Source organism: Cellulophaga sp., from assembly GCF_039943695.1.
Taxonomy (GTDB): Bacteria; Bacteroidota; Bacteroidia; order Flavobacteriales; family Flavobacteriaceae; genus Cellulophaga.
In genome coordinates this window covers 1-19,085 of sequence record NZ_JBDVAA010000187.1, presented here as the reverse complement: position 1 = coordinate 19,085, position 19,085 = coordinate 1, and the positions used below count along the sequence as shown (strand labels likewise).

The following is a 19,085-nucleotide window of genomic DNA, read 5'->3' as shown; positions in this document are numbered from 1 at the left end:
AATATCTCCTCCACTATTTTTAGACAATGTTAATGCAAAAATATTATTTATACCTGCAGCAGGTGTTACCACATTAGTGTACTCATTTTGGCTCATTGTAGTAATGGGATAATTACCCTTATTTGTCCAAGTAGCCAGGTTTGTACCATTGTAAGTACTGCCCTTTTTAATATTTATAGTTGTAATTTCTTCTTTATCCAAAACAATTGGACGATCTATGTCTACAATTATTCTGTAAACCACAGACTTGGTATTGTCTTTGTTGCTAATTTTAAAATCTACCACATTAGGATACTTAAAATTAATACGTTCGCCAGTACTTACCACGTACTCTTTATACCCTTCATCATTTACCTGATACTCTATTATAGAGCCATTGTATTTTATAGCCGGACTCAAATCAGAAAAATCTATACTAGCCGGAAACAGACAAAATAATAAAGAATCTACTGTTTGTTGTTTTGCTTCTTTAACAAAATCTATATTGGTATAGCTACTATTGTCATTTGCCAATAACTCAAAGTCTACTATTGCTAGTTTTTCTTCTTGGGGAGCAGCAGCTATTACTATTTTTACATTGTAATGTACACTTTTTTCCAAATTACTTTTAGATGTTATGGTGTATTTTACTGTTTCCGTTTCTGAAAATAATTGTTGAGTTCCAACAGATGGGAAAACATCAAAATTATTGGTATTTAAGTTTGTAGATTTAAGTGAAAATGTACGTGAGCTTACTGTATGAGGCAGAAAAATAACTATTTCTCCTTCTTCTACTTCTTCATTATTTTCTACTACAGGATGCTCTATTGTTATATTTAAGTATGCTACTTCTGCTAAAGGAAAATCTGTAAGTTTGGTTTTTTCTAAACTAATAGCTTCAGATGGTTCTTGCTTTTCTGGTGAGTCGTCATTAGAACTACAGCTAGAAATTAATAGTATAAAAAATACTGTAAATTTAAATTTTAGCAAAATCTTCATCATTTTTTTCATTGGTTGTTTTTATTTTTAAGCTGTCAAACTTATAAATAAGAACTTCAGGTTTTGTTAAGACTAGGTTAATTTAGACCTACAACACTAAAGTATTTTACCTACTTTTTTAGTGTGCTAAAAACCAGCTATTAAGCAAAAAAATCTAAATAAGAATAGTATTGGCAATGGTTAATTTAAAATACAATACAAGTAATAACGGTTATATTTTAGGTACATAACTTATATAAATATTTTCTTTTATTTTTTACATTTTATTAAAAACATAGGTTGGTCTTCAATTACTTTGTTAACCTCAAAAAGTCCAAAATTATTAAATTCTGCTTTTACAGATTCTTGGTCGTAATAAAAGATTTTAACTCCTTTATGAAATTCGTAACAGTCTTTTTCAATTAGTTTTCCCTTTGCAAAATTTGGCGCTTGTTTGGTTATTGCTGTAAATACCATAAATCCGTTTTTTGCCAATTGATTGTAACAATCTTGAATTAGCTTATTCCTTTTTTCTCGATCTAATAAATGGATAAGAGCGTAACAAAAAATACCATCGTATTTTTTATCTTCAAATGGCATTTCAGATACTGAACCGTGATAAATGGTCATTTTACTTCCGTAATGTTTTTTTGCGAGTGCTATAGCAGTTTTTGAAATCTCAATTCCGTTTACGTTTATTCCGTTGTCAATAAATGGTTGGGCATTACGTCCGTATCCAATTCCAGGAATTAGAATATTCTTTAATGATTTTTTTAAAAAGAAGTCTTTTGTTAATTCTGCAGATTTTGCAGGATTCATTCCCCACATTTCTTTTTTATCATTAAATGCTGTTTCCCAAAATTCTGCCATTTTTATTAATATTACTTACAAGCCTCCCAACGCCTTGTTATAAAAAATTTTAACTACTTTTAAAACACACCAATTTTTAGATCTAAAACCTATTGGCTATGCTTTATCAACTTTGTTCACAAACATTTTTACAATTGCTGTACCGCAAGTATTATTAAAAATAAATTTAAAAATTGAAAAGTAAACTGCGATAACTAACGCAAAACTCAATACTTTATTTAGCTCAAATGTTATATCTAAATTTCTTTCAATAGCCATTGCCAATTTAACATATAATAAAGTCCATACGATTAACACATCAATTAAATACCCAAGAAAAACAAGCATTGGTTTTTTACGTAGTACAACTGCTTCTTTTTTCTCTAAGAATTTTAGTATCTTAAATGCAATAAATATTAAAAGTATGTATTGTACATATGGTAAAACTCTACGCTCTAGAGGAAAAATAGCAAAGTTATTATACCAAATTGAATATATAAATTTTGAAATAAAATTTATAACATTATCTATTAGTAATAATGAAACTGAAAAACACAATACATAATATTTTTTCCAATTTGTTTTAATAGCTATTAATAACCCTACAAGTAAAAGCACATATAAAATAAGGTTTGCATATACACTCATTCCTCCATTAAACCGTGCGTCTCTTGGAAATACTATCTTAAACGAACCAATTAAATTGTTTATTAAATAATCTGTTTTATTGCCATTAATTATGGGGGCTAAAAACAGGCTAATAATACCAAGAATAAAAAGAATGATTACGGTATAAGAAATGTGCTTTTTGGTCATATAATTGTAAACGTGCTTTGCATTATTTCATTGCGTGCAGAAAGGCATTTAATCTCCAATTAAAATAAATCTACCCCATAGCTGCGGAATTTATAAATAAACAACACAACCTCTTTTATACAGAAGCAGTGTGATAGCAATTAGTGGGTTTTTACTTGGTTTTTACCACAGTACTTTGTTATAGCCAGTTATTTTTCAATCTTTATTTTTCCGATATCAAACTTCACAGGTAAACCAATAAAATCTTTTTCCGATATTATATATTCTCCATTAAAATTTTCGTCAAATTTTATTTTATATTTTTTTATTGAATAAGAAAATCCTACATCAAATAGTTCTGCGTTTTCTGGTCTTAAAGTATTAGATGAAGAACTGTAATTGCTTAATTCTATACCATTTGTTAATTCCTCATTTAATTCAGAAAATTCTTTTCCCTCTGGCTTTACGCCACCAATTGTATATGAATACCCTCCATTTTCATTATTAGTTTTGTTTGATTTGTTGCTAATTAACTGTTCAAGAATGAGGTATTTTTGACCATCAAATTCTGCTATTCTTAACCAGAGTCCATTTTCCATTGGTAATTTTGGTAGAACATTTACTTCAATAGTTTCCGTTGTATATTTTTTGCCATTAAATTCGAAATCAAAAGGTCCGATTTCATATTTTTTTGCCTTTTCGAAAATAATTACTCTTTCAAAATCATCTGATTGCATTCCAAAAATTGAGGTTGAGCGTGTAAATTCTACATTCTTTCCCAATTCTTTTTTGAAGTAATCAGTCAAGAAGTCGACGTTAATTGAAAATGTAACACTTTGTCCAACTCTCGGTTCTGGATTATCGATTTCGATTTCCAGTTTTTCTTGTCCAATTGCATTTAAGGAACAAAAGATTAATAGTAATAATGTGATTCTTTTCATATGATTTTTGTCTAATTGGCTACAACGTGTTTGTATGTGATTTCGTTACGTGTTTAAACACCTAAGTTAACAAATACAAACCGAATGGAAAATCCGCTATTCCCAAAGCTTAGGAATTCGTAAGTAACCTAAAGCTAGCAATAAATTATATGCGGTGTTGGCACACGTAATTTTTTAAGTTTCTAATTCGGTATCTTCCATTATTCCGGGTAATTCGTATATAAACCTTAAAAGCATTTCAGTAAAGTTTAAAATTCGTTCGGCTTCTTTTGGTGTTTTGAACTTTATTTTGTGATTAGCTTCATTACCAAGTTTTCTAATTGAATCAACCCATTTTTTTCCATTAGGCGGAATATAATTGTTGTCATTTAAATAATTAACGTATTCAGCAAATCCTGCTCCTTCTTTGGCTCCTTCTGAAACAGAAATATTCATTAATAATTTTCTACAACACATAACAGAAGAAGTGTAAGCGCCAATTGAGTAACAAGATTTAGCTTCGTTAAATAAATTTTCAATATCTGTGTTGGGAATATGTTTTACTTTATTTCCAATTAATGGTCCAGGCGTCTGTTTTTGATTAATATCAAAAAAAGTCGGTTGCTCACAACTATGACAGATGTAAATCCATCCGTAAGTTCGTGTTGAGCCATTCACATAGTTTGTAGCAGTATATCCTTTTTGTGAGGCAAGTGGTGAACCACAGTATCCGCATTTATATTTTTTCGATGCTATATTTCCAGTATTCTGCCAATTCATTTTTTTTCTTTTATGTGTGCTAACTACATATAAACTAAAATCATTGCGTTTATTCCGCCAATATGGTTGTATAAACGCACATATTACACTTGTAGCTGTTATTTTTCTTACAATATAAAAACATTTTTTATACCTTAATTACGGATATGTGTAATTGCCCTAAAATAGTTTACCACTGGTATATTTTTAATGGTAAGTTGCTAAAAACAAAAAAGCAACACTAAAAATAGTGCTGCTCTTTTTAAAAGAGAGGTTCTCTTGGGGAACAGTCTCGACTCTTACAATAAGTTTTAATATCTATAAAATAGGTTAATTGTGTTTATACATTGCATAACTATGTTTAATAAACAAATTAACGTTTAGTAATTTTCTTACAATTTATAACTATTTTTTTTACCCCAATTACGGATATGTGTAATTGTCTTAAAATAATTTATAAATGGTATGTTTTTAGGTGTAATTTACATTTTGCTGTTATTAACAAACTGTATTATACAAAAAAGCAACACCATAATAGTGTTGCTTTTTTTTACTGTGGGGTTATATTGGGGACAGTCTTAACTTTTATAATTTTGTTTAGGTATGTCTTTAAAAAACTCTGCCGCGTTTAAATTACCTGTTGGGCCATAACCAATTAAGGCTGTACCTTTATTGTTGTCTTTTGTTTCTATAACATATAGTATAGACATATCAGACGGGTTACTCATACCCTCGTACCTGTGCTCTTGTACCACAAAAACTTCTTGTGGCGTGTATTTGGTTTTCTCTTCTAGATCTACCAATTTGCCATTTACCACGCTAAAGTTACTTTTGTATCCTTGGCTTTGGTATTTTTCTATGTTGTCTCTTTCGTTTTTTGCATATTCATTACTCATAGTCTCTGTTTTTTTGTGTTACAAGGCCAGTAATACTTACTATTTAAATAGTTTTTTTACCAAAAGTAGTGCACCGTATTTACGGGCTAATTTATACGCCCAGTTTACCCAGTTGTAAGGTTTTAAATCTTCTGCAACTTGGTGTTTTTGTGCTTTTAATTCTTCTACTAAAATTTGTCGTTCTAAACTAAGCCTTTTTAAATCTACCTCTATTTGTCTAAATGATGTGTATTGCATAGTCTGTGGTTTAATCAAAATAAGTCTTAGACATATTTTTAATTAATATTTTATCTATAAACGTTCTTCTGCTATATACCAACAGGCCAAACAGTATAAAAATTCCTCCTACTGCCAAATACCCTAGTGGTACGCTGTTAAACAATTCTCCTAAAGCTATTGCAGCGGATATTGCCATAAACAAAAATGCTAACAATAATAAGCCTCCTATTATAACTGTTTTTACAACATAGGATGATGTACTTGTTAACTGCTGAAAAACTTTTAACTCGTAGTATTTTTTAGTTACATCTACGTATTTTTTTCCAGCCGCTGCAGCTTCAGTTGCCGTTTTGTCTATGGAGTTTATTACACTCATTATGACTTCTGTAATTTTTTGTTCTTAGCTTTTAGCTCTTTTAATTTACCTTCTAATTGGTTAATTACATCGTCTGCTTTGTAACTGGCATCAGAAACTAAGTTTTCTATTTTAGTATCTAACGTTTCTTTATTTGTTGCTACAGTTGCAGCTACTGTGTTTCTTAAGTCTAAAGCACTGTCTGCAATAGATTCTTTTGTTGCTACCGCCTCATCTACAAGCTTTCTTCTTGTGTTTATACCTTTATCTGGTGCAAACAAAATTCCTAATGTTGCTCCTACTGCGGTTCCGGCTAATACTCCTAATAATGTGTTGCTATTGTTACTCATGTCTTTATGTTTTTATTTGTTTGTTATACAAATGTCTTATTTCTTTTACGCTTGTATTGACGTAATTAAACAAAAACTTAACTCATTTAATACAAAGCTTTTGCGCTATTTTTTAAATGATTAGCGCTAATAATTGACTCTAAAATCTTGTATAATTGTGTACAAACTAAAAACAAGAACAATGAAGAAAGATGTAAAACAAGGAGAAGAAGATATTAAGTTTATTAAGGATAAAGAGAAGAAAACAAGTAATTACTTTTTTCAAAACAACAAAATAACTATTGCCGCTTTTGCAATTGTAACTATTATACTTATACTATTACTAATAGCAGTATTTAGTACTAGTACAGCAATTTAAGTTGTACTTTTTTTGTAACCTGATAAATATCATATTATAATTTGTACATAGCTAATACCTTTACAGTATTAAACTTAAATACATCACCAGACTATGAATTTATCTATAATATTATCAAACTTAAATAATGGTAAAATAATGATTGCCATTTTTGCTTTAGTATGTGTTGTACTAGTTGCAATAGTTGTAGGTTTTTTAATGAATAGCAATAAGAAGAAACAATGATTAGTGGTTAATGATTGGTTAAAAATTGAAAAAGCAGGTTTTTTACAACCTGCTTTTTTTATGCTTATATTTTAAATGTTACTACGGGTACACTTGCGTGGTTGGCAATATCTTCTCCTATACTGCCCATAAAAAAGTGAGATAATCCTTTTCTGCCATGTGTTGCCATTGCAATTAAATCTGCGTTGGTAGTACTGCTGTAATTAAGAATTCCTTTTTCTACAGTATAGTCATTATAAATTTCTACTTCTACTGCTGCATTGGCTGTAGATATAAACTCTGCTATTCTTGTATACGTATCTTCTGTACTTAAAAAGTTATCTCCTGGTGTGTTTATATACACATAATTAACCTGTGCTTTTAAAAGGTCTGCAAAGGCTTTTACTTTATGAAAAGCTTTAACACCTTCTACTTCAAAATTAGATGCGTATACTATAGACTGTACATCAAAATCTTTTATTTGCTCTTTTATAATTAATACAGGTATGTTTGCATTACGTACCACACGTTCTGTGTTGCTACCTATAAAAATTTCTTCTAAACCATCTACTCCGTGAGACCCCATAACAATTAAATCTGCTTTGTGGTCTTCTGCAACCTCATTAACCTCACTAAAAACCTTGTAATGTTTTATAATAGGTGTTACGGTTATATCCTTTAAAAATGGTTTGTCTAAAAACTCGTTTAACCTTTTTTCTGTTAACTTTAGTAAAAATACAACTTGCTCTTGCGGCATACCTTCAGAAGAAATCATAACAGAGTTAAGCTCTAGCATATGCAAAATAATAATTTCTGCACTATGCGTTTTAGCTAAAGATGCTGCTACTTCTAGCGCATAACTAGATTGATCTGAAAAGTCTACTGGTACAATAATTTTTTTCATAGGTTACATTTATAGGTTATAATTATATTGTCATTGAAAATAGTCTTGTTTGGGGCGCTTTTTTATGCATTAAAACATCAAAAGCCATACATATATTTCTAATAAAGGGCCTACCCTTATCTAATACTGTAAGTTTTGTAGCAGAAATTTCTATAAGACCATCATGTTCCATTTCTTCTAATTTTTCTAAAGTACTTGGCAACAGCTCAAATTCTTCATCATTAGTACTCCAAGAAGTCTCTAGCCTACACATCAAATTTAAAATATGTTTTCTAATTACACGATCTTCTTGTGTTAAAATATGCCCTCTGTAAATAGGAATTATATTATTAAAAACTAAATGATTGTATTCTTCTAAACTTTTTACATTTTGAGCAAAACTATACCAGCTATCGCTAATACTAGACACACCCAAACCTATCATTACTTGTGTTTTAGAAGCTGTATAGCCCATAAAGTTTCTATGCAAATTATTGTTTTCCATAGAAGCATATAAGCTATCGGTTTTTAAAGCAAAATGATCCATACCAATTTCCTTATACCCTACTTTAGCAAGTAAGTCTTTTCCTTTTTCATACTGTTCTCTTTTTTCTGTAGCAGTTGGTAAATCTTCATCTCTATAACCACGTTGCCCATTACCTTTTAACCACGGCACGTGTGCGTAACTGTAAAAAGCCAACCTGTCTGGTAACAACTCTTTTGTTTTTAAAATGGTTGCTTCTACGTGTTCTAATGTTTGGTGTGGCAATCCAAAAATAATATCGTGCCCAATAGAGGTATACCCAATTTCTCTAGCCCACTCTGTTACATTTTTTACATTCTCAAAAGACTGTACTCTGTTTATTGCTTTTTGTACCGTACTGTTATAATCTTGCACGCCATAACTTACACGTCTAAAACCTACGTTATATAATGCTTGTAAATGTTCTTTTGTAGTGTTGTTTGGGTGTCCTTCAAAACTAAACTCGTACTCCGCCGCTTTGTCTGCTTTTCTAAAAATACCTTTTATAAGTGCTTGTAAATTTTCTGGAGTAAAAAATGTTGGTGTACCACCACCCAAATGCAATTCTTTTACAATTGGTTTTTCTGGCAACATAGCACAATACAACTGCCATTCTTTTAGCACTGCTTGTATATAAGGTGTTTCTACTTCATGACGTTTGGTAATACGCTTATGACAACCACAAAACGTACAAAGGCTTTCACAAAAAGGTAAGTGTATGTATAAACTTATACCCTCTGTAGCGTTACTTTCTTTAAAAGATTTAATTAAAGTGTTCTCCCACTCCTTACCAGAGAACGTATTTATATCCCAATACGGAACTGTTGGGTAACTAGTATATCTTGGACCTGGAATATTGTATTTCTGAACTAAATTGCACATGTATATAGCGTATTTTAGGGTAAAAATACTGGCTATTTTAAGCAACAACTATGACAAATGTCATACTACAAAAAAACAACTTTTAACTAAGCCTTATGCCAAAGTACGCAAGTAGGTGTATTTAGTTCTTTTATTTTGTGTGATAGTGATAGGGTTCCTAAATCCTCATTACGTTTAAAAACAGTAACATCGTCAGAACTTTGCCCTGCTACCAACAACCATTTTTCAGACGGAGATAAGTTAAAATCTCTTGGTACTTTTCCGCCTGCATCTACACGCTCTACCAGTGTTAATTCTCCTGTTTTTTTATCAATTTTAAAAACAATAATTTGACTAGTGGTTCTTTCTGATGCGTATAAAAACTTTCCGTTACCTGTTATTCTGATGGCTGCCGCACCTGGTAAATCTGTAAACGATTCTGGCAATAATTTTATGGTTTGCAACAAACTACTGTCCTTGGTAGAAAACACACTTACAGTACCAAACATTTCGGTTAATACATACACAAAATCTTTTTTAGGATGAAAAACACAATGTCTGGCTCCGCTACCAGCTGCTACTTTAAAGTCTAAGTTAGCTCTGTTCATGAAACCAGTATTGCTTCCTTTTTCATAGGTTTTAACAGCATCTAACCCTAAATCTGTTACATACATTCTGTTTTTATGGTACAAACACATATGCGCATGCGGACCTTCTTGTCTGCCTGGGTTTACACCTTTACCGGTATGCTGTAAAATTTGAGCATTTTGCACAAAGCCGTTTTTTTGTATGGCATAGATCTCTGCATTTCCTGTACCGTAATTGGCAACAGCTACTTCTTTACCGTTTGGTGATATGGCTATATGGCAAGGGTATGCGCCGTGAATGTATTTTTCATCTATATTGGTATAACTACCATTACCATTATGTTTAAATACTTTTAGTTTTGGAGTATCTTCATAAGCTATTTCTTCAATAACATACAAACAATCATTTTTAGTATTGTACGCAAAATAACTAGGATTTTTTAGTGGTAAGTGCCCTATTTGGGTAGTAGTTCCTTCGTCTTCATTCCAATTTAAAATGTAAATACCTTTACTTTTACCTATTAGGGTTTCAGACATTTTTTCTGTGTAACCACCAACCAATACTATCATAGTTTAAATGCTAATTATTTAAAACCCAAATTACAAATAAAAGAGAAACATTACTTTATATGTAACTTTAAATTTACAACATCACTAAAAATGTTTGTGTAATTAAACAGTTGTTGCCACTTTATTTTCGTGCTTTTTGTACACTAAATACCCATACCAAGCTATGTAGACAAAGCATATTAATGGTAGTACAAAAGAGAAATTAATTTCTGACACACCAGCTATTGTGGTATCTGATACTCCTGTACCTCCCATATCTATAATTAAACCCTGTAAAGGTGGCATTAAAGCACCACCTACAATTGCCATAATTAAACCTGCAGAACCAACTTTAGACTGGTCTTCTGTTAAACCTTCTAAAGCAATACCATAAATTGTTGGGAACATTAAAGACAAACAAAATGATATACCTACTAAACTATACAAACCAAACATACCATCTATAAAAATAGTACCTAAAACAAATGCAATTGCCAATACTGCAAAGCCAGATAGTAGTTTACCTGCACTCATAAAACGCAACATTGCTGTACCAATAGCTCTACCAACTACAAAAAGTAAAAAAGCTATAATTTGATAATAGAATCCGTCTTTTAAAATTTCTGTTCCAAATATGGTAATGTAACTTTCTTTAAAAACACCAGTGTTTACCAAACCTTCTACGTATTGATAAATATACGTCCAACACATAATTTGTGCACCTACGTATAGTATTTGCGCTAAAACACCCAATGCATATTTTTTATTTTTAGCTAAGTCTTTAAATGTATCTTTTATACTTGGCATTGTACCTTCTGTACTATTTTGGGGCATTTTACTAACCAAAAACAAGATAAAAAAGCCAATTAAAACTAGTCCTAAAATTACATACGGATCTCTAATTACAGCTAAATCTGATGCTGTTATGGCTGCTTTTTTTACGGAGTCTAATGCTGCAAAATTATCAAAATCGTCTGACTGTAATTTTTCGGCAACAAAAAACTTAGCTATTAAAATACCTGCAATTAAACCAACAGGGTTAAATGCTTGTGCTAAATTTAAACGCTGTGTAGCTGTTTCCTTGGCTCCCATTGCTAATGCATATGGGTTTGCAGCTGTTTCTAAAAAAGCCAAACCAAAAGTTAAAATATACAAGCCCAAACAAAAAAACCAAAACTGCTCTGTTACTGCTGCCGGGTAAAACAACAAGGCACCTGTAGCAAACAAACCTAGACCAATTAATACCCCTACTTTATATGAATATTTACGCATAAACATTGCTGCTGGTAATGCCATACAAAAGTAACCACCATAAAAAGCCATTTGCACCATAGATGCTTGCGTATTACTTAACTCTAACACTTTTTTAAACGCAGAAACCATAGGATCTGTAACTGCATTTGCAAAACCCCACAAGGCAAATAAAGAAGTAATTAAAATAAACGGAAGCAACATTTTTTTGGTTACAACAGGTATTTTCTCGGTAGTTTTCATTTAATAGTTTGTTTGGTTGTTGTTAATATACTGTACAATGTATTTAAAACACTTTAACTACGCTATTTTTTTTCGACTAACAGATACTTTTGGGGCAATTATGACGTAGCAACTAATAAAAACAAAAAAGGCTAAAACAACTTGGAAAGTACCAAACTGTTTTAACCTTTTGTAAATTATGTTATTGTACTACTATAATGTAGACGGACAAACGTATTTTGTAATATTCATATCTGCATTACGCATAGCAGCAAAACCACCAGCAATATCTACCAAGTTATGAATTCCTCTGCTTTTTAAAATAGATGCAGCAATTACAGATCTGTAACCACCCGCACAGTGTATGTAAAAAGGTGTTTCTTTAGGAAACTCTGCCAAGTGACTATTTAACATACTAAGTGGTGTGCTTTTAGCATCTACTAAATGCTCTGACTGGTACTCACCTACTTTACGAACATCAAAAACCTCAGCACTTTTTTCTTTAATCTCTACTTTAGCTTCATCTGCAGATATAGAACGTAAACTATCTATTTCTTTACCTGCCGCTTTCCAAGCTTCTATACCTCCTTTTAAAAAGCCAATAGTATTGTCAAAACCAACACGAGATAAACGTGTAATTGCTTCTTTTTCTAAACCTTCTGGTACAACCAAAACAATAGGCTGTTTAACATCTGCAATTAAAGCGCCAACCCAAGGAGCAAAACTACCGTTAAGACCAATAAAAATAGATCTTGGTATGTGTTCCTTTACATATTCATTTTGGTGCCTAACATCTAAAACAATTGCACTAGTTTCATTAGCTACAACCTCTAATTCGTCTGGTGATAATGGTCTTGTACCTCTTTCTTGTACAACAGCTATATCATCATACCCTTCTTTATTCATTTTTACATTAAGCGGAAAGTATTTTGGAGGTGGTGCTAAACCATCTGTTACCTCTTTAATAAATTCTTCTTTGGTCATATCTGCACGTAACGCATAGTTCATACCTTTTTGGTTGCCCAACGTATCAACAGTTTCCTTCATCATATTTTTACCACAAGCAGAACCTGCACCGTGAGCTGGGTATACAATAACATCATCTGCTAAAGGCATAATTTTAGTGCGTAAGCTATCAAACAAAAAGCCAGCTAAATCTTTTTCTGTAATCTCACCTGCCTTTTGTGCTAAATCTGGTCTACCAACATCGCCTAAAAACAACGTATCTCCAGAAAAAATAGCATGATCTTTACCGTTTTCATCACGTAGTAAATACGTAGTACTCTCCATTGTATGTCCTGGTGTATGCAACACAACTATAGTTACATTACCAACTTTAAACTCTTGTAAATCTTTAGCTATAAGAGCGTCAAACCCAGTAACAGCATTAGGTCCAAAAACTATTGGTGCTCCTGTTGCTTTAGATAAAGAAACGTGCCCACTAACAAAATCTGCATGAAAATGAGTTTCAAAAATATACTTTATAATTGCATTGTCTGCTGTTGCTCTTTTAATATAAGGATCTATTTCTCTTAAAGGATCTATAATTGCAACCTCACCGTTACTCTCTATATAATAGGCGCCCTGTGCCAAGCATCCTGTATAAATTTGTTCTATATTCATAATCATTTTCAATTTTGTAAACGCGTAAAACTACGTTAATTATTTTTTTTAGATACTGATATTTATCAGTTAAAGTTTTTTTGGTGTGCTACCTTAGCTCTTAATATTGATATTTCCTTGGGTTCATCAAAATAAGTAACCGCTTCGGAAGTTTTTACAAATAAAAACTCTCTATGCAGCTCCGTTATAATTCCGCTTGTAAAAATAATATCTCTTGCAGGGCCAATAGCACCAGCTACATAAAACTGTATATTTTTTTCGTGAATTTCTCTTATTACTTTTTCTAACATTTGTGCAGCACTAGAATCTATATAGTTAATAGCTTCTGCATTTAAAATTACACCTTTTAGAGCAGGTCCTTTCTTTTCTATATGCTTGTATAATTCTGACTTAAAAAAACTAGAGTTACCAAAATACAATTGCGCATCAAACCTAACAATTAATAAATCTTCTCTTGTAATAACTTCTGATCCAAACCTGCTTACATTTTTGTAATAATCTGAGTCTTTTACATTACCTAACACGGCAAAATGTGGTTTAGATGTTCTGTACACCATTAACAATAAAGAAAATAAAACACCTACTAATATACCTTCTTTTATACCTATAAAAACAGTACAAATAAATGTGGCTAGTAAAACTAATAGTTCATCTTTACGGTGTTTCCATAATTCTTTAGGATAAGCTACATCTATTAATCCAAATACAGAAACCATTATTATAGACGCTAATATTGCTTTAGGTAGATAGAAAAATAATGGTGTTAAAAAGAGTAACACTACCACCACCATTATAACACTAAATAAAGATGCTAAATTTGTTTTTGCACCAGCTTCATAATTTATAGCAGACCTAGAAAAACTTGCTGTAACAGGAAAAGAACTAAAAAAAGACCCTACCATATTAGCAGACCCAATAGCCTTTAATTCCTGATTTGGATTTATGGTTTCCTTTCCACTTTTTTCTTCTAGCGCCTTACCTATAGATATAGCTTCTAAATACCCAACAAATGCTAGGGTTACTGCAATTGGCCAAATATCTAATATATTTTTAATAGTTATGTTTGGTACTCCAAAAGAAGGTAAACCATCTGGAATAGCACCTACTATTTTTACTCCATACTGATCTAACCTAAAAAAGTACACAGACAATATACCTAGCACTACCACAAATAAAATTGTGGGTAATTTTTTATTTACCTTTTTAAATACTACTATTAAAATTATGCCCACCAAACCAATTGCAAAGTCGTACATATTGGTTTCTCCTATTTTAGAAAATACATTTTTTAGTAACTGTATAAATTTACTACTCCCCTCTATATTTGCACCAAGTAAGTGTTTAAGCTGACTAAACATTATTATAATTGCCGCACCAGAAGTAAAGCCACTAATTACAGGTTTAGACATAAAATTAACCAAAAACCCCATTCTAAAAAGTCCTAGCAGAAACTGAGTAGCACCAACCAAAAAAGCAAGTACAATTGCCATAGCAATATAGTCTTCTGTAGTAGCAAGTGATAATGCTCCTAACCCAGCAGCAACAAGTAAAGAATCCATAGCAACAGGACCAACAGCCAATTGCCTAGATGTACCTAAAAACACATACATAAAAGTAGGAAACAAAGCTGCATACAAACCATATACGGGTGGTAAACCCGCAATCATAGCATACGCCATACCCTGAGGAATTAAAATAATACCAACTGTAAAACCAGCTAGTAAATCTTTTATAAAATCTCCTTTTTTATAGGTTTTAAGCCACGCAAGTATGGGAAAGAAATTCTGCATTAAACAAATTTACTATTATTGTTAATAGTAGCAATAAAAAAATTAAAATTGGGTCAAAAACATCTTATTAAATTACAAACTACTAGGCTTTAAAAACACTTTATATTCTGCTGGCAATTTGCCCATATTGCTATATCCTTTAAACAATTTGTCTTGGGCAACATCATAAGGGTAAAATGTAATAGGCTCCACACACAACATAGTATCTACCTCTGTCCATAACATTAACTCTTTAAAACCTTGGGTTTCTATAGTAATGGCATTTGTATTTTGTAATTCTGCCTTAGTCATATCTCTTAAAGGATAAGCTACACTACCTGCAGCTTTAATGTCTTTTACTGTAGCTTTAGCATTTTCTCCGTAACTAACTTCTGTAACGTTACTTTCTGTTTTAAAAGCTGGGTGATAGCCTAACATATACGGCATACCTTCTTCTGCAGTAATTAAAAAAGTAATTTCTACACCTGTGGTAGTTAATTCAAACTTTTTTTGAAATTTAAAATCATACGGCCAGTACAATTCACTTACGGTAGATTTATTGGGATATTTAGAATTAGCTACTTTATCATTTGCCTTGTATTCCTTTTGAAAAACTGCAGTAGTACTATCTGCACTTAACAACGTATAAGTTAACTCTCTTAACAAACCGTGTTGGTCTTGTATAGCATCACCTTTTGGTGTCCAAACCTTAAAACCTGCTTCTGCAGTTGGGCCAATAAGCGGAAACATTTCTGTGTCTGCATTACGCCATCCTGGATCTCCTTTTTGGTGTATATATTCAACCTTATCTACAAGGTAATTTACAAGTTCACCTTTATCAATCTTAACAATTTGGTTTGCTAATTCTAGTATTATCATGCTAAAAAATTATAACACACAAGTTACTATTTTATATCAAAATAGACTTTATCTTCTTGGGTAATTTGTCTTTTAACCACACAAGGATTTCCTACGGCTACTACATTACTTGTAATATCTTTAGTAACCACACTACCAGAACCAATAACCGTATTATCTCCAATAGTTACCCCTGGATTAATAACCACGTTACCACCAATCCAAACATTATTGCCAATAGTTATTGGCAAAGCGTGCTCATACAATCTATTTCTAATGCTATGGTGTATTGGGTGGGCTGCGGTATACAATGCTACGTTAGGCCCCAACATTACATTGTCTCCTATAGTTACCTTGGCACAGTCTAGTATAACAAGGTTATAGTTAGAAAAAAAGTTAGCACCAATTTCTATGTTATAACCATAATCGCACCTAAAAGGCGGCTCTATATAGAACCGCTTAGGTGTTTTATTAAAAAGCTGAATTAAATCTTGCTTTTTTTCTTTTTCTTCTAGTGGAGAGCGAGTGTTAAATTTAAAAACAATTTCCTTTGCTTTAAACCGATCTTCAGCCAATTGTTTATCATAAGGCGAATATGGTTTACCAGAAAGCATTTTGTCTTTTTCACTCTGCATAGGCTTTATTTTTATTCGATAAAATTTTGTTCTCTCATCCAATCATCATTAAACATTTTACCCACATACCTACTTCCGTGGTCGTGAAAAAGAACCACTACTACATCGTCTTTTGTAAAATGTTCTTTTAACTGTAATACACCTTTTATGGCTGCACCAGCACTGTTTCCTAAAAACATACCTTCTTCTTTAGCCAAGCGTTGTGTATAAACAGCAGCGTCTTTATCGGTTACTTTTGTAAAACCATCAATAATACTAAAGTCAACATTTTTAGGTAAAATATCTTCACCAATACCCTCTGTTATGTATGGATAAATCTCGTTTTCATCAAACTCACCTGTCTCATGATATTTTTTAAATACAGAACCATAGGTATCTACACCCCAAACTTTTACATCAGGATTTTTAGACTTTAAGTATTTACCAACACCAGATATAGTACCACCTGTACCAACACCAACAACAAAGTGTGTTATTTTGCCTTCTGTCTGTTCCCAAATTTCTGGACCAGTACTTAAAAAGTGTGCTTTAGCGTTAGACGGATTATCGTATTGGTTTACATACCAAGAGTTAGGTGTTTCTTCTCCTAGTCTTTTAGAAACTGAGTAGTATGATCTTGGATCGTCTGGTTCTACTGCAGTAGGACAAACAACAACCTCTGCTCCTACAGCTTTTAATATATCTACTTTTTCTTTAGACTGTTTGTCTGCCATTACAAAAATACATTTGTATCCTTTTATAATAGCCGCCAATGCCAAGCCCATTCCTGTATTACCAGAAGTACCTTCAATAATAGTTCCGCCTGGTTTTAATCTTCCGTCTGCTTCTGCATCTTCAATCATCTGTAAAGCCATACGGTCTTTTACAGAATTTCCAGGGTTAAAAGTTTCGTATTTAGACAATACCAAACAAGGTAATTCTTCTGTTAGTTTATTTAATTTAACTAATGGTGTATTACCAATAGTCTCTAAAATATTCTCTGCGTAATTCATTTAAATAATTTCTATTTAAGTGCAAAGATAAATTAATGATATAGAAAAATAACTAAACCTGTTGTTATTGTTAGATTATGTAAGTTGTTAGTCTACTCAAACTTAATAGACTTAACAGGGCTTATTCTTGTAATTATGTATGATGGTAGTAACAACATAAGCAAGCAAAGCAGCATTACACCTATGTTTAACACCAGTACTGTTACAAAACTTATATGCACAGGTATATACTCTATGTAATATTCTTTTGGATCTGCAAATTTTAAAAATTTAAACTTGTCTTGTAACCACAGTAAGCCCAAGCCTATTAAATTACCCCAAAAAAGGCCAATTGCAATTAGGTAAACAGCATTGTATAAAAATACTTTACGCACACTCCAATTTGCAGCACCAAGGGCTTTTAAAATGCCTATCATTTGGGTACGCTCTAGAATTAAAACTAAAAGTGCAGTAATCATATTAATACCACCAACAATTATCATTATCCCTATAATAAGCGTCACATTAAAATCAAACAAGCCAATCCACTCAAAAATGCTACGGTATTTATCTTTTATATTGCTAGAATCTAATGTAGAAACCGTAGTACCGTAAATTTCTTTACTTTTTTGGTCTATAGCATCAAAACTATTTAAAAAGACTTCAAAACTACCTACTTGGTCTTTGTCCCATTTATTAATACGTTGTATATGGCGTATGTCTACAAAAACATACGTACCATCAAATTCTTCAAAACCGCTATCGTACAAACCAACAATAGTAAAGTTTCTTCGGTTTGGTGTTTGTGACGGATTATTATCTTTTAAGAAAAAAGTAGAAAAAGTATCACCTACCTTTAAATTTAACCTATTTGCAATTAAAGAAGAAACCAAAACTTCTTCATTTAATTTATCTTTATAATTAGGTAATTTACCAGCAACCAAGTACTCTTTAAAAACATCCCAATTATAATCTTTACCAACTCCTTTGGCTATTACACCTTCAAAAGTATCATCTGTAATAATTATACCTCCCTTATTGGCAATAGCTTGCACGTGTGTAATGCCATCTACATTTTTAAACTCTGGGTAAAACTCTTGATTTATGGATACTGGTACAACAGAAACATCTGACGTATTATTATCGTAATTAAAAATTTGAATGTGACCATTAAAAGCAGCAACTTTTTCTCTTACCTTCTCTTTAAGTCCTTCTCCTGTGGCAATAGCAAAAAGCATCATAATAACGCTCAACGCAATTGCTACAATGGCAATTTTTATAATTGGAGCAGATATACTACTTTTATTCTCTTTACCTTTAATTAGGCGTTTAGTAATAAAAAATTCTAAGTTCAATTTATGGCTATTTTATCCGGTTTCAAAAGTACAGTTTTATTATGGTTTTTAATACTTTCTGCGTGCGGAAACGCCCCAAAAGCTAATTTTACAGCCAATATAGAAGAAAAAGCAAAAGCTATTACTCCTAAAAAAATTGTAGTTGCGGCTAATAAAACTAACGACTATTTGCCGTTATTAAAAGGTAAAAAAGTTGCTATTGTTGCCAACCAAACCAGTGTTATATTTAAGACTGATGATACGTATACCCATATTGTAGACTCTCTACAAACATTAAATGTAGATATTAAAAAAGTTTTTGCTCCAGAACACGGTTTTAGAGGTAAGGTTGATGCT

At 31.8% G+C, this 19,085-nt stretch carries 21 protein-coding genes; 2 read left to right on the top strand and 19 right to left on the bottom strand.

Annotation, left to right across the window (positions count from 1 at the left end; genetic code table 11):
• The 9 genes from ABJD66_RS13060 to ABJD66_RS13020 all read right to left on the bottom strand — a co-directional run.
• Positions 1 to 981: hypothetical protein (locus ABJD66_RS13060; protein ID WP_348132349.1), on the bottom strand; the 981-nt coding region annotated here is incomplete at its 3' end.
• A gap of 246 nt (positions 982 to 1,227) precedes the next feature.
• The gene (locus tag ABJD66_RS13055; protein WP_348132346.1) at positions 1,228 to 1,827 is read right to left on the bottom strand and encodes a class I SAM-dependent methyltransferase; all 600 of its coding nucleotides are present in this window, start codon (positions 1,825 to 1,827) and stop codon (positions 1,228 to 1,230) included.
• A gap of 96 nt (positions 1,828 to 1,923) precedes the next feature.
• On the bottom strand, positions 1,924 to 2,622 hold the full coding sequence (locus ABJD66_RS13050) for a hypothetical protein (protein WP_348132343.1): 699 nt from the start codon (positions 2,620 to 2,622) through the stop codon (positions 1,924 to 1,926).
• Between the two features lie 188 nt (positions 2,623 to 2,810).
• Complete coding sequence (locus tag ABJD66_RS13045) at positions 2,811 to 3,542, bottom strand: hypothetical protein (protein ID WP_348132340.1); 732 nt, start codon at positions 3,540 to 3,542, stop codon at positions 2,811 to 2,813.
• A 174-nt stretch (positions 3,543 to 3,716) separates the two neighbouring features.
• Positions 3,717 to 4,301 (bottom strand): DUF4145 domain-containing protein, encoded by a 585-nt coding sequence (locus ABJD66_RS13040; protein WP_348132338.1) that lies wholly within the window; start codon positions 4,299 to 4,301, stop codon positions 3,717 to 3,719.
• A 557-nt stretch (positions 4,302 to 4,858) separates the two neighbouring features.
• Positions 4,859 to 5,176: a hypothetical protein gene (locus ABJD66_RS13035; protein ID WP_100896671.1), complete on the bottom strand. Its 318-nt coding sequence runs from the start codon at positions 5,174 to 5,176 to the stop codon at positions 4,859 to 4,861.
• Between the two features lie 39 nt (positions 5,177 to 5,215).
• Positions 5,216 to 5,413, bottom strand: coding sequence for a hypothetical protein (locus ABJD66_RS13030; protein WP_198519454.1), 198 nt, complete (start codon positions 5,411 to 5,413; stop codon positions 5,216 to 5,218).
• 10 nt (positions 5,414 to 5,423) lie between these two features.
• Complete coding sequence (locus ABJD66_RS13025) at positions 5,424 to 5,771, bottom strand: hypothetical protein (RefSeq protein WP_303541088.1); 348 nt, start codon at positions 5,769 to 5,771, stop codon at positions 5,424 to 5,426.
• Positions 5,771 to 6,100 (bottom strand): YtxH domain-containing protein, encoded by a 330-nt coding sequence (locus ABJD66_RS13020; RefSeq protein ID WP_100896674.1) that lies wholly within the window; start codon positions 6,098 to 6,100, stop codon positions 5,771 to 5,773. Before ABJD66_RS13020 ends, ABJD66_RS13025 begins: the two co-directional genes overlap by 1 nt.
• 181 nt (positions 6,101 to 6,281) lie before the next feature.
• Here ABJD66_RS13020 and ABJD66_RS13015 point away from each other — a divergent pair, with 181 nt between their 5' ends.
• Positions 6,282 to 6,458: a hypothetical protein gene (locus ABJD66_RS13015; RefSeq protein ID WP_157811150.1), complete on the top strand. Its 177-nt coding sequence runs from the start codon at positions 6,282 to 6,284 to the stop codon at positions 6,456 to 6,458.
• A gap of 289 nt (positions 6,459 to 6,747) precedes the next feature.
• On the opposite strand, the gene ABJD66_RS13010 is transcribed toward ABJD66_RS13015, so the two are convergent.
• From ABJD66_RS13010 to ABJD66_RS12965, 10 genes are all read right to left on the bottom strand, one after another.
• On the bottom strand, positions 6,748 to 7,566 hold the full coding sequence (locus tag ABJD66_RS13010; protein ID WP_100896675.1) for a universal stress protein: 819 nt from the start codon (positions 7,564 to 7,566) through the stop codon (positions 6,748 to 6,750).
• Between the two features lie 22 nt (positions 7,567 to 7,588).
• Positions 7,589 to 8,950: an oxygen-independent coproporphyrinogen III oxidase gene (hemN, locus tag ABJD66_RS13005; protein WP_348132332.1), complete on the bottom strand. Its 1,362-nt coding sequence runs from the start codon at positions 8,948 to 8,950 to the stop codon at positions 7,589 to 7,591.
• Positions 8,951 to 9,036: 86 nt separating this feature from the next.
• Complete coding sequence (locus ABJD66_RS13000) at positions 9,037 to 10,086, bottom strand: lactonase family protein (RefSeq protein ID WP_348132329.1); 1,050 nt, start codon at positions 10,084 to 10,086, stop codon at positions 9,037 to 9,039.
• A 102-nt stretch (positions 10,087 to 10,188) separates the two neighbouring features.
• Positions 10,189 to 11,559 (bottom strand): L-fucose:H+ symporter permease, encoded by a 1,371-nt coding sequence (gene fucP / locus ABJD66_RS12995; RefSeq protein ID WP_348132326.1) that lies wholly within the window; start codon positions 11,557 to 11,559, stop codon positions 10,189 to 10,191.
• Between the two features lie 192 nt (positions 11,560 to 11,751).
• Positions 11,752 to 13,161 (bottom strand): MBL fold metallo-hydrolase, encoded by a 1,410-nt coding sequence (locus ABJD66_RS12990; protein ID WP_348132323.1) that lies wholly within the window; start codon positions 13,159 to 13,161, stop codon positions 11,752 to 11,754.
• A 65-nt stretch (positions 13,162 to 13,226) separates the two neighbouring features.
• Positions 13,227 to 14,951: a solute carrier family 26 protein gene (locus ABJD66_RS12985; protein ID WP_348132320.1), complete on the bottom strand. Its 1,725-nt coding sequence runs from the start codon at positions 14,949 to 14,951 to the stop codon at positions 13,227 to 13,229.
• A gap of 72 nt (positions 14,952 to 15,023) precedes the next feature.
• The gene (locus ABJD66_RS12980; protein ID WP_348132318.1) at positions 15,024 to 15,809 is read right to left on the bottom strand and encodes an aldose 1-epimerase; all 786 of its coding nucleotides are present in this window, start codon (positions 15,807 to 15,809) and stop codon (positions 15,024 to 15,026) included.
• A 26-nt stretch (positions 15,810 to 15,835) separates the two neighbouring features.
• Positions 15,836 to 16,423: a sugar O-acetyltransferase gene (locus ABJD66_RS12975; protein ID WP_348132315.1), complete on the bottom strand. Its 588-nt coding sequence runs from the start codon at positions 16,421 to 16,423 to the stop codon at positions 15,836 to 15,838.
• A gap of 11 nt (positions 16,424 to 16,434) precedes the next feature.
• Positions 16,435 to 17,415, bottom strand: a complete 981-nt coding sequence (locus tag ABJD66_RS12970; protein WP_303541067.1) for a pyridoxal-phosphate dependent enzyme — start codon at positions 17,413 to 17,415, stop codon at positions 16,435 to 16,437.
• Positions 17,416 to 17,507: 92 nt separating this feature from the next.
• A complete protein-coding gene (locus ABJD66_RS12965; RefSeq protein WP_348132312.1) occupies positions 17,508 to 18,749 on the bottom strand; it encodes an FtsX-like permease family protein in 1,242 nt (413 codons plus the stop codon).
• A gap of 3 nt (positions 18,750 to 18,752) precedes the next feature.
• Here ABJD66_RS12965 and ABJD66_RS12960 point away from each other — a divergent pair.
• A partial coding sequence (locus ABJD66_RS12960; RefSeq protein WP_348132309.1) for an exo-beta-N-acetylmuramidase NamZ domain-containing protein occupies positions 18,753 to 19,085 on the top strand: 333 nt, incomplete at its 3' end.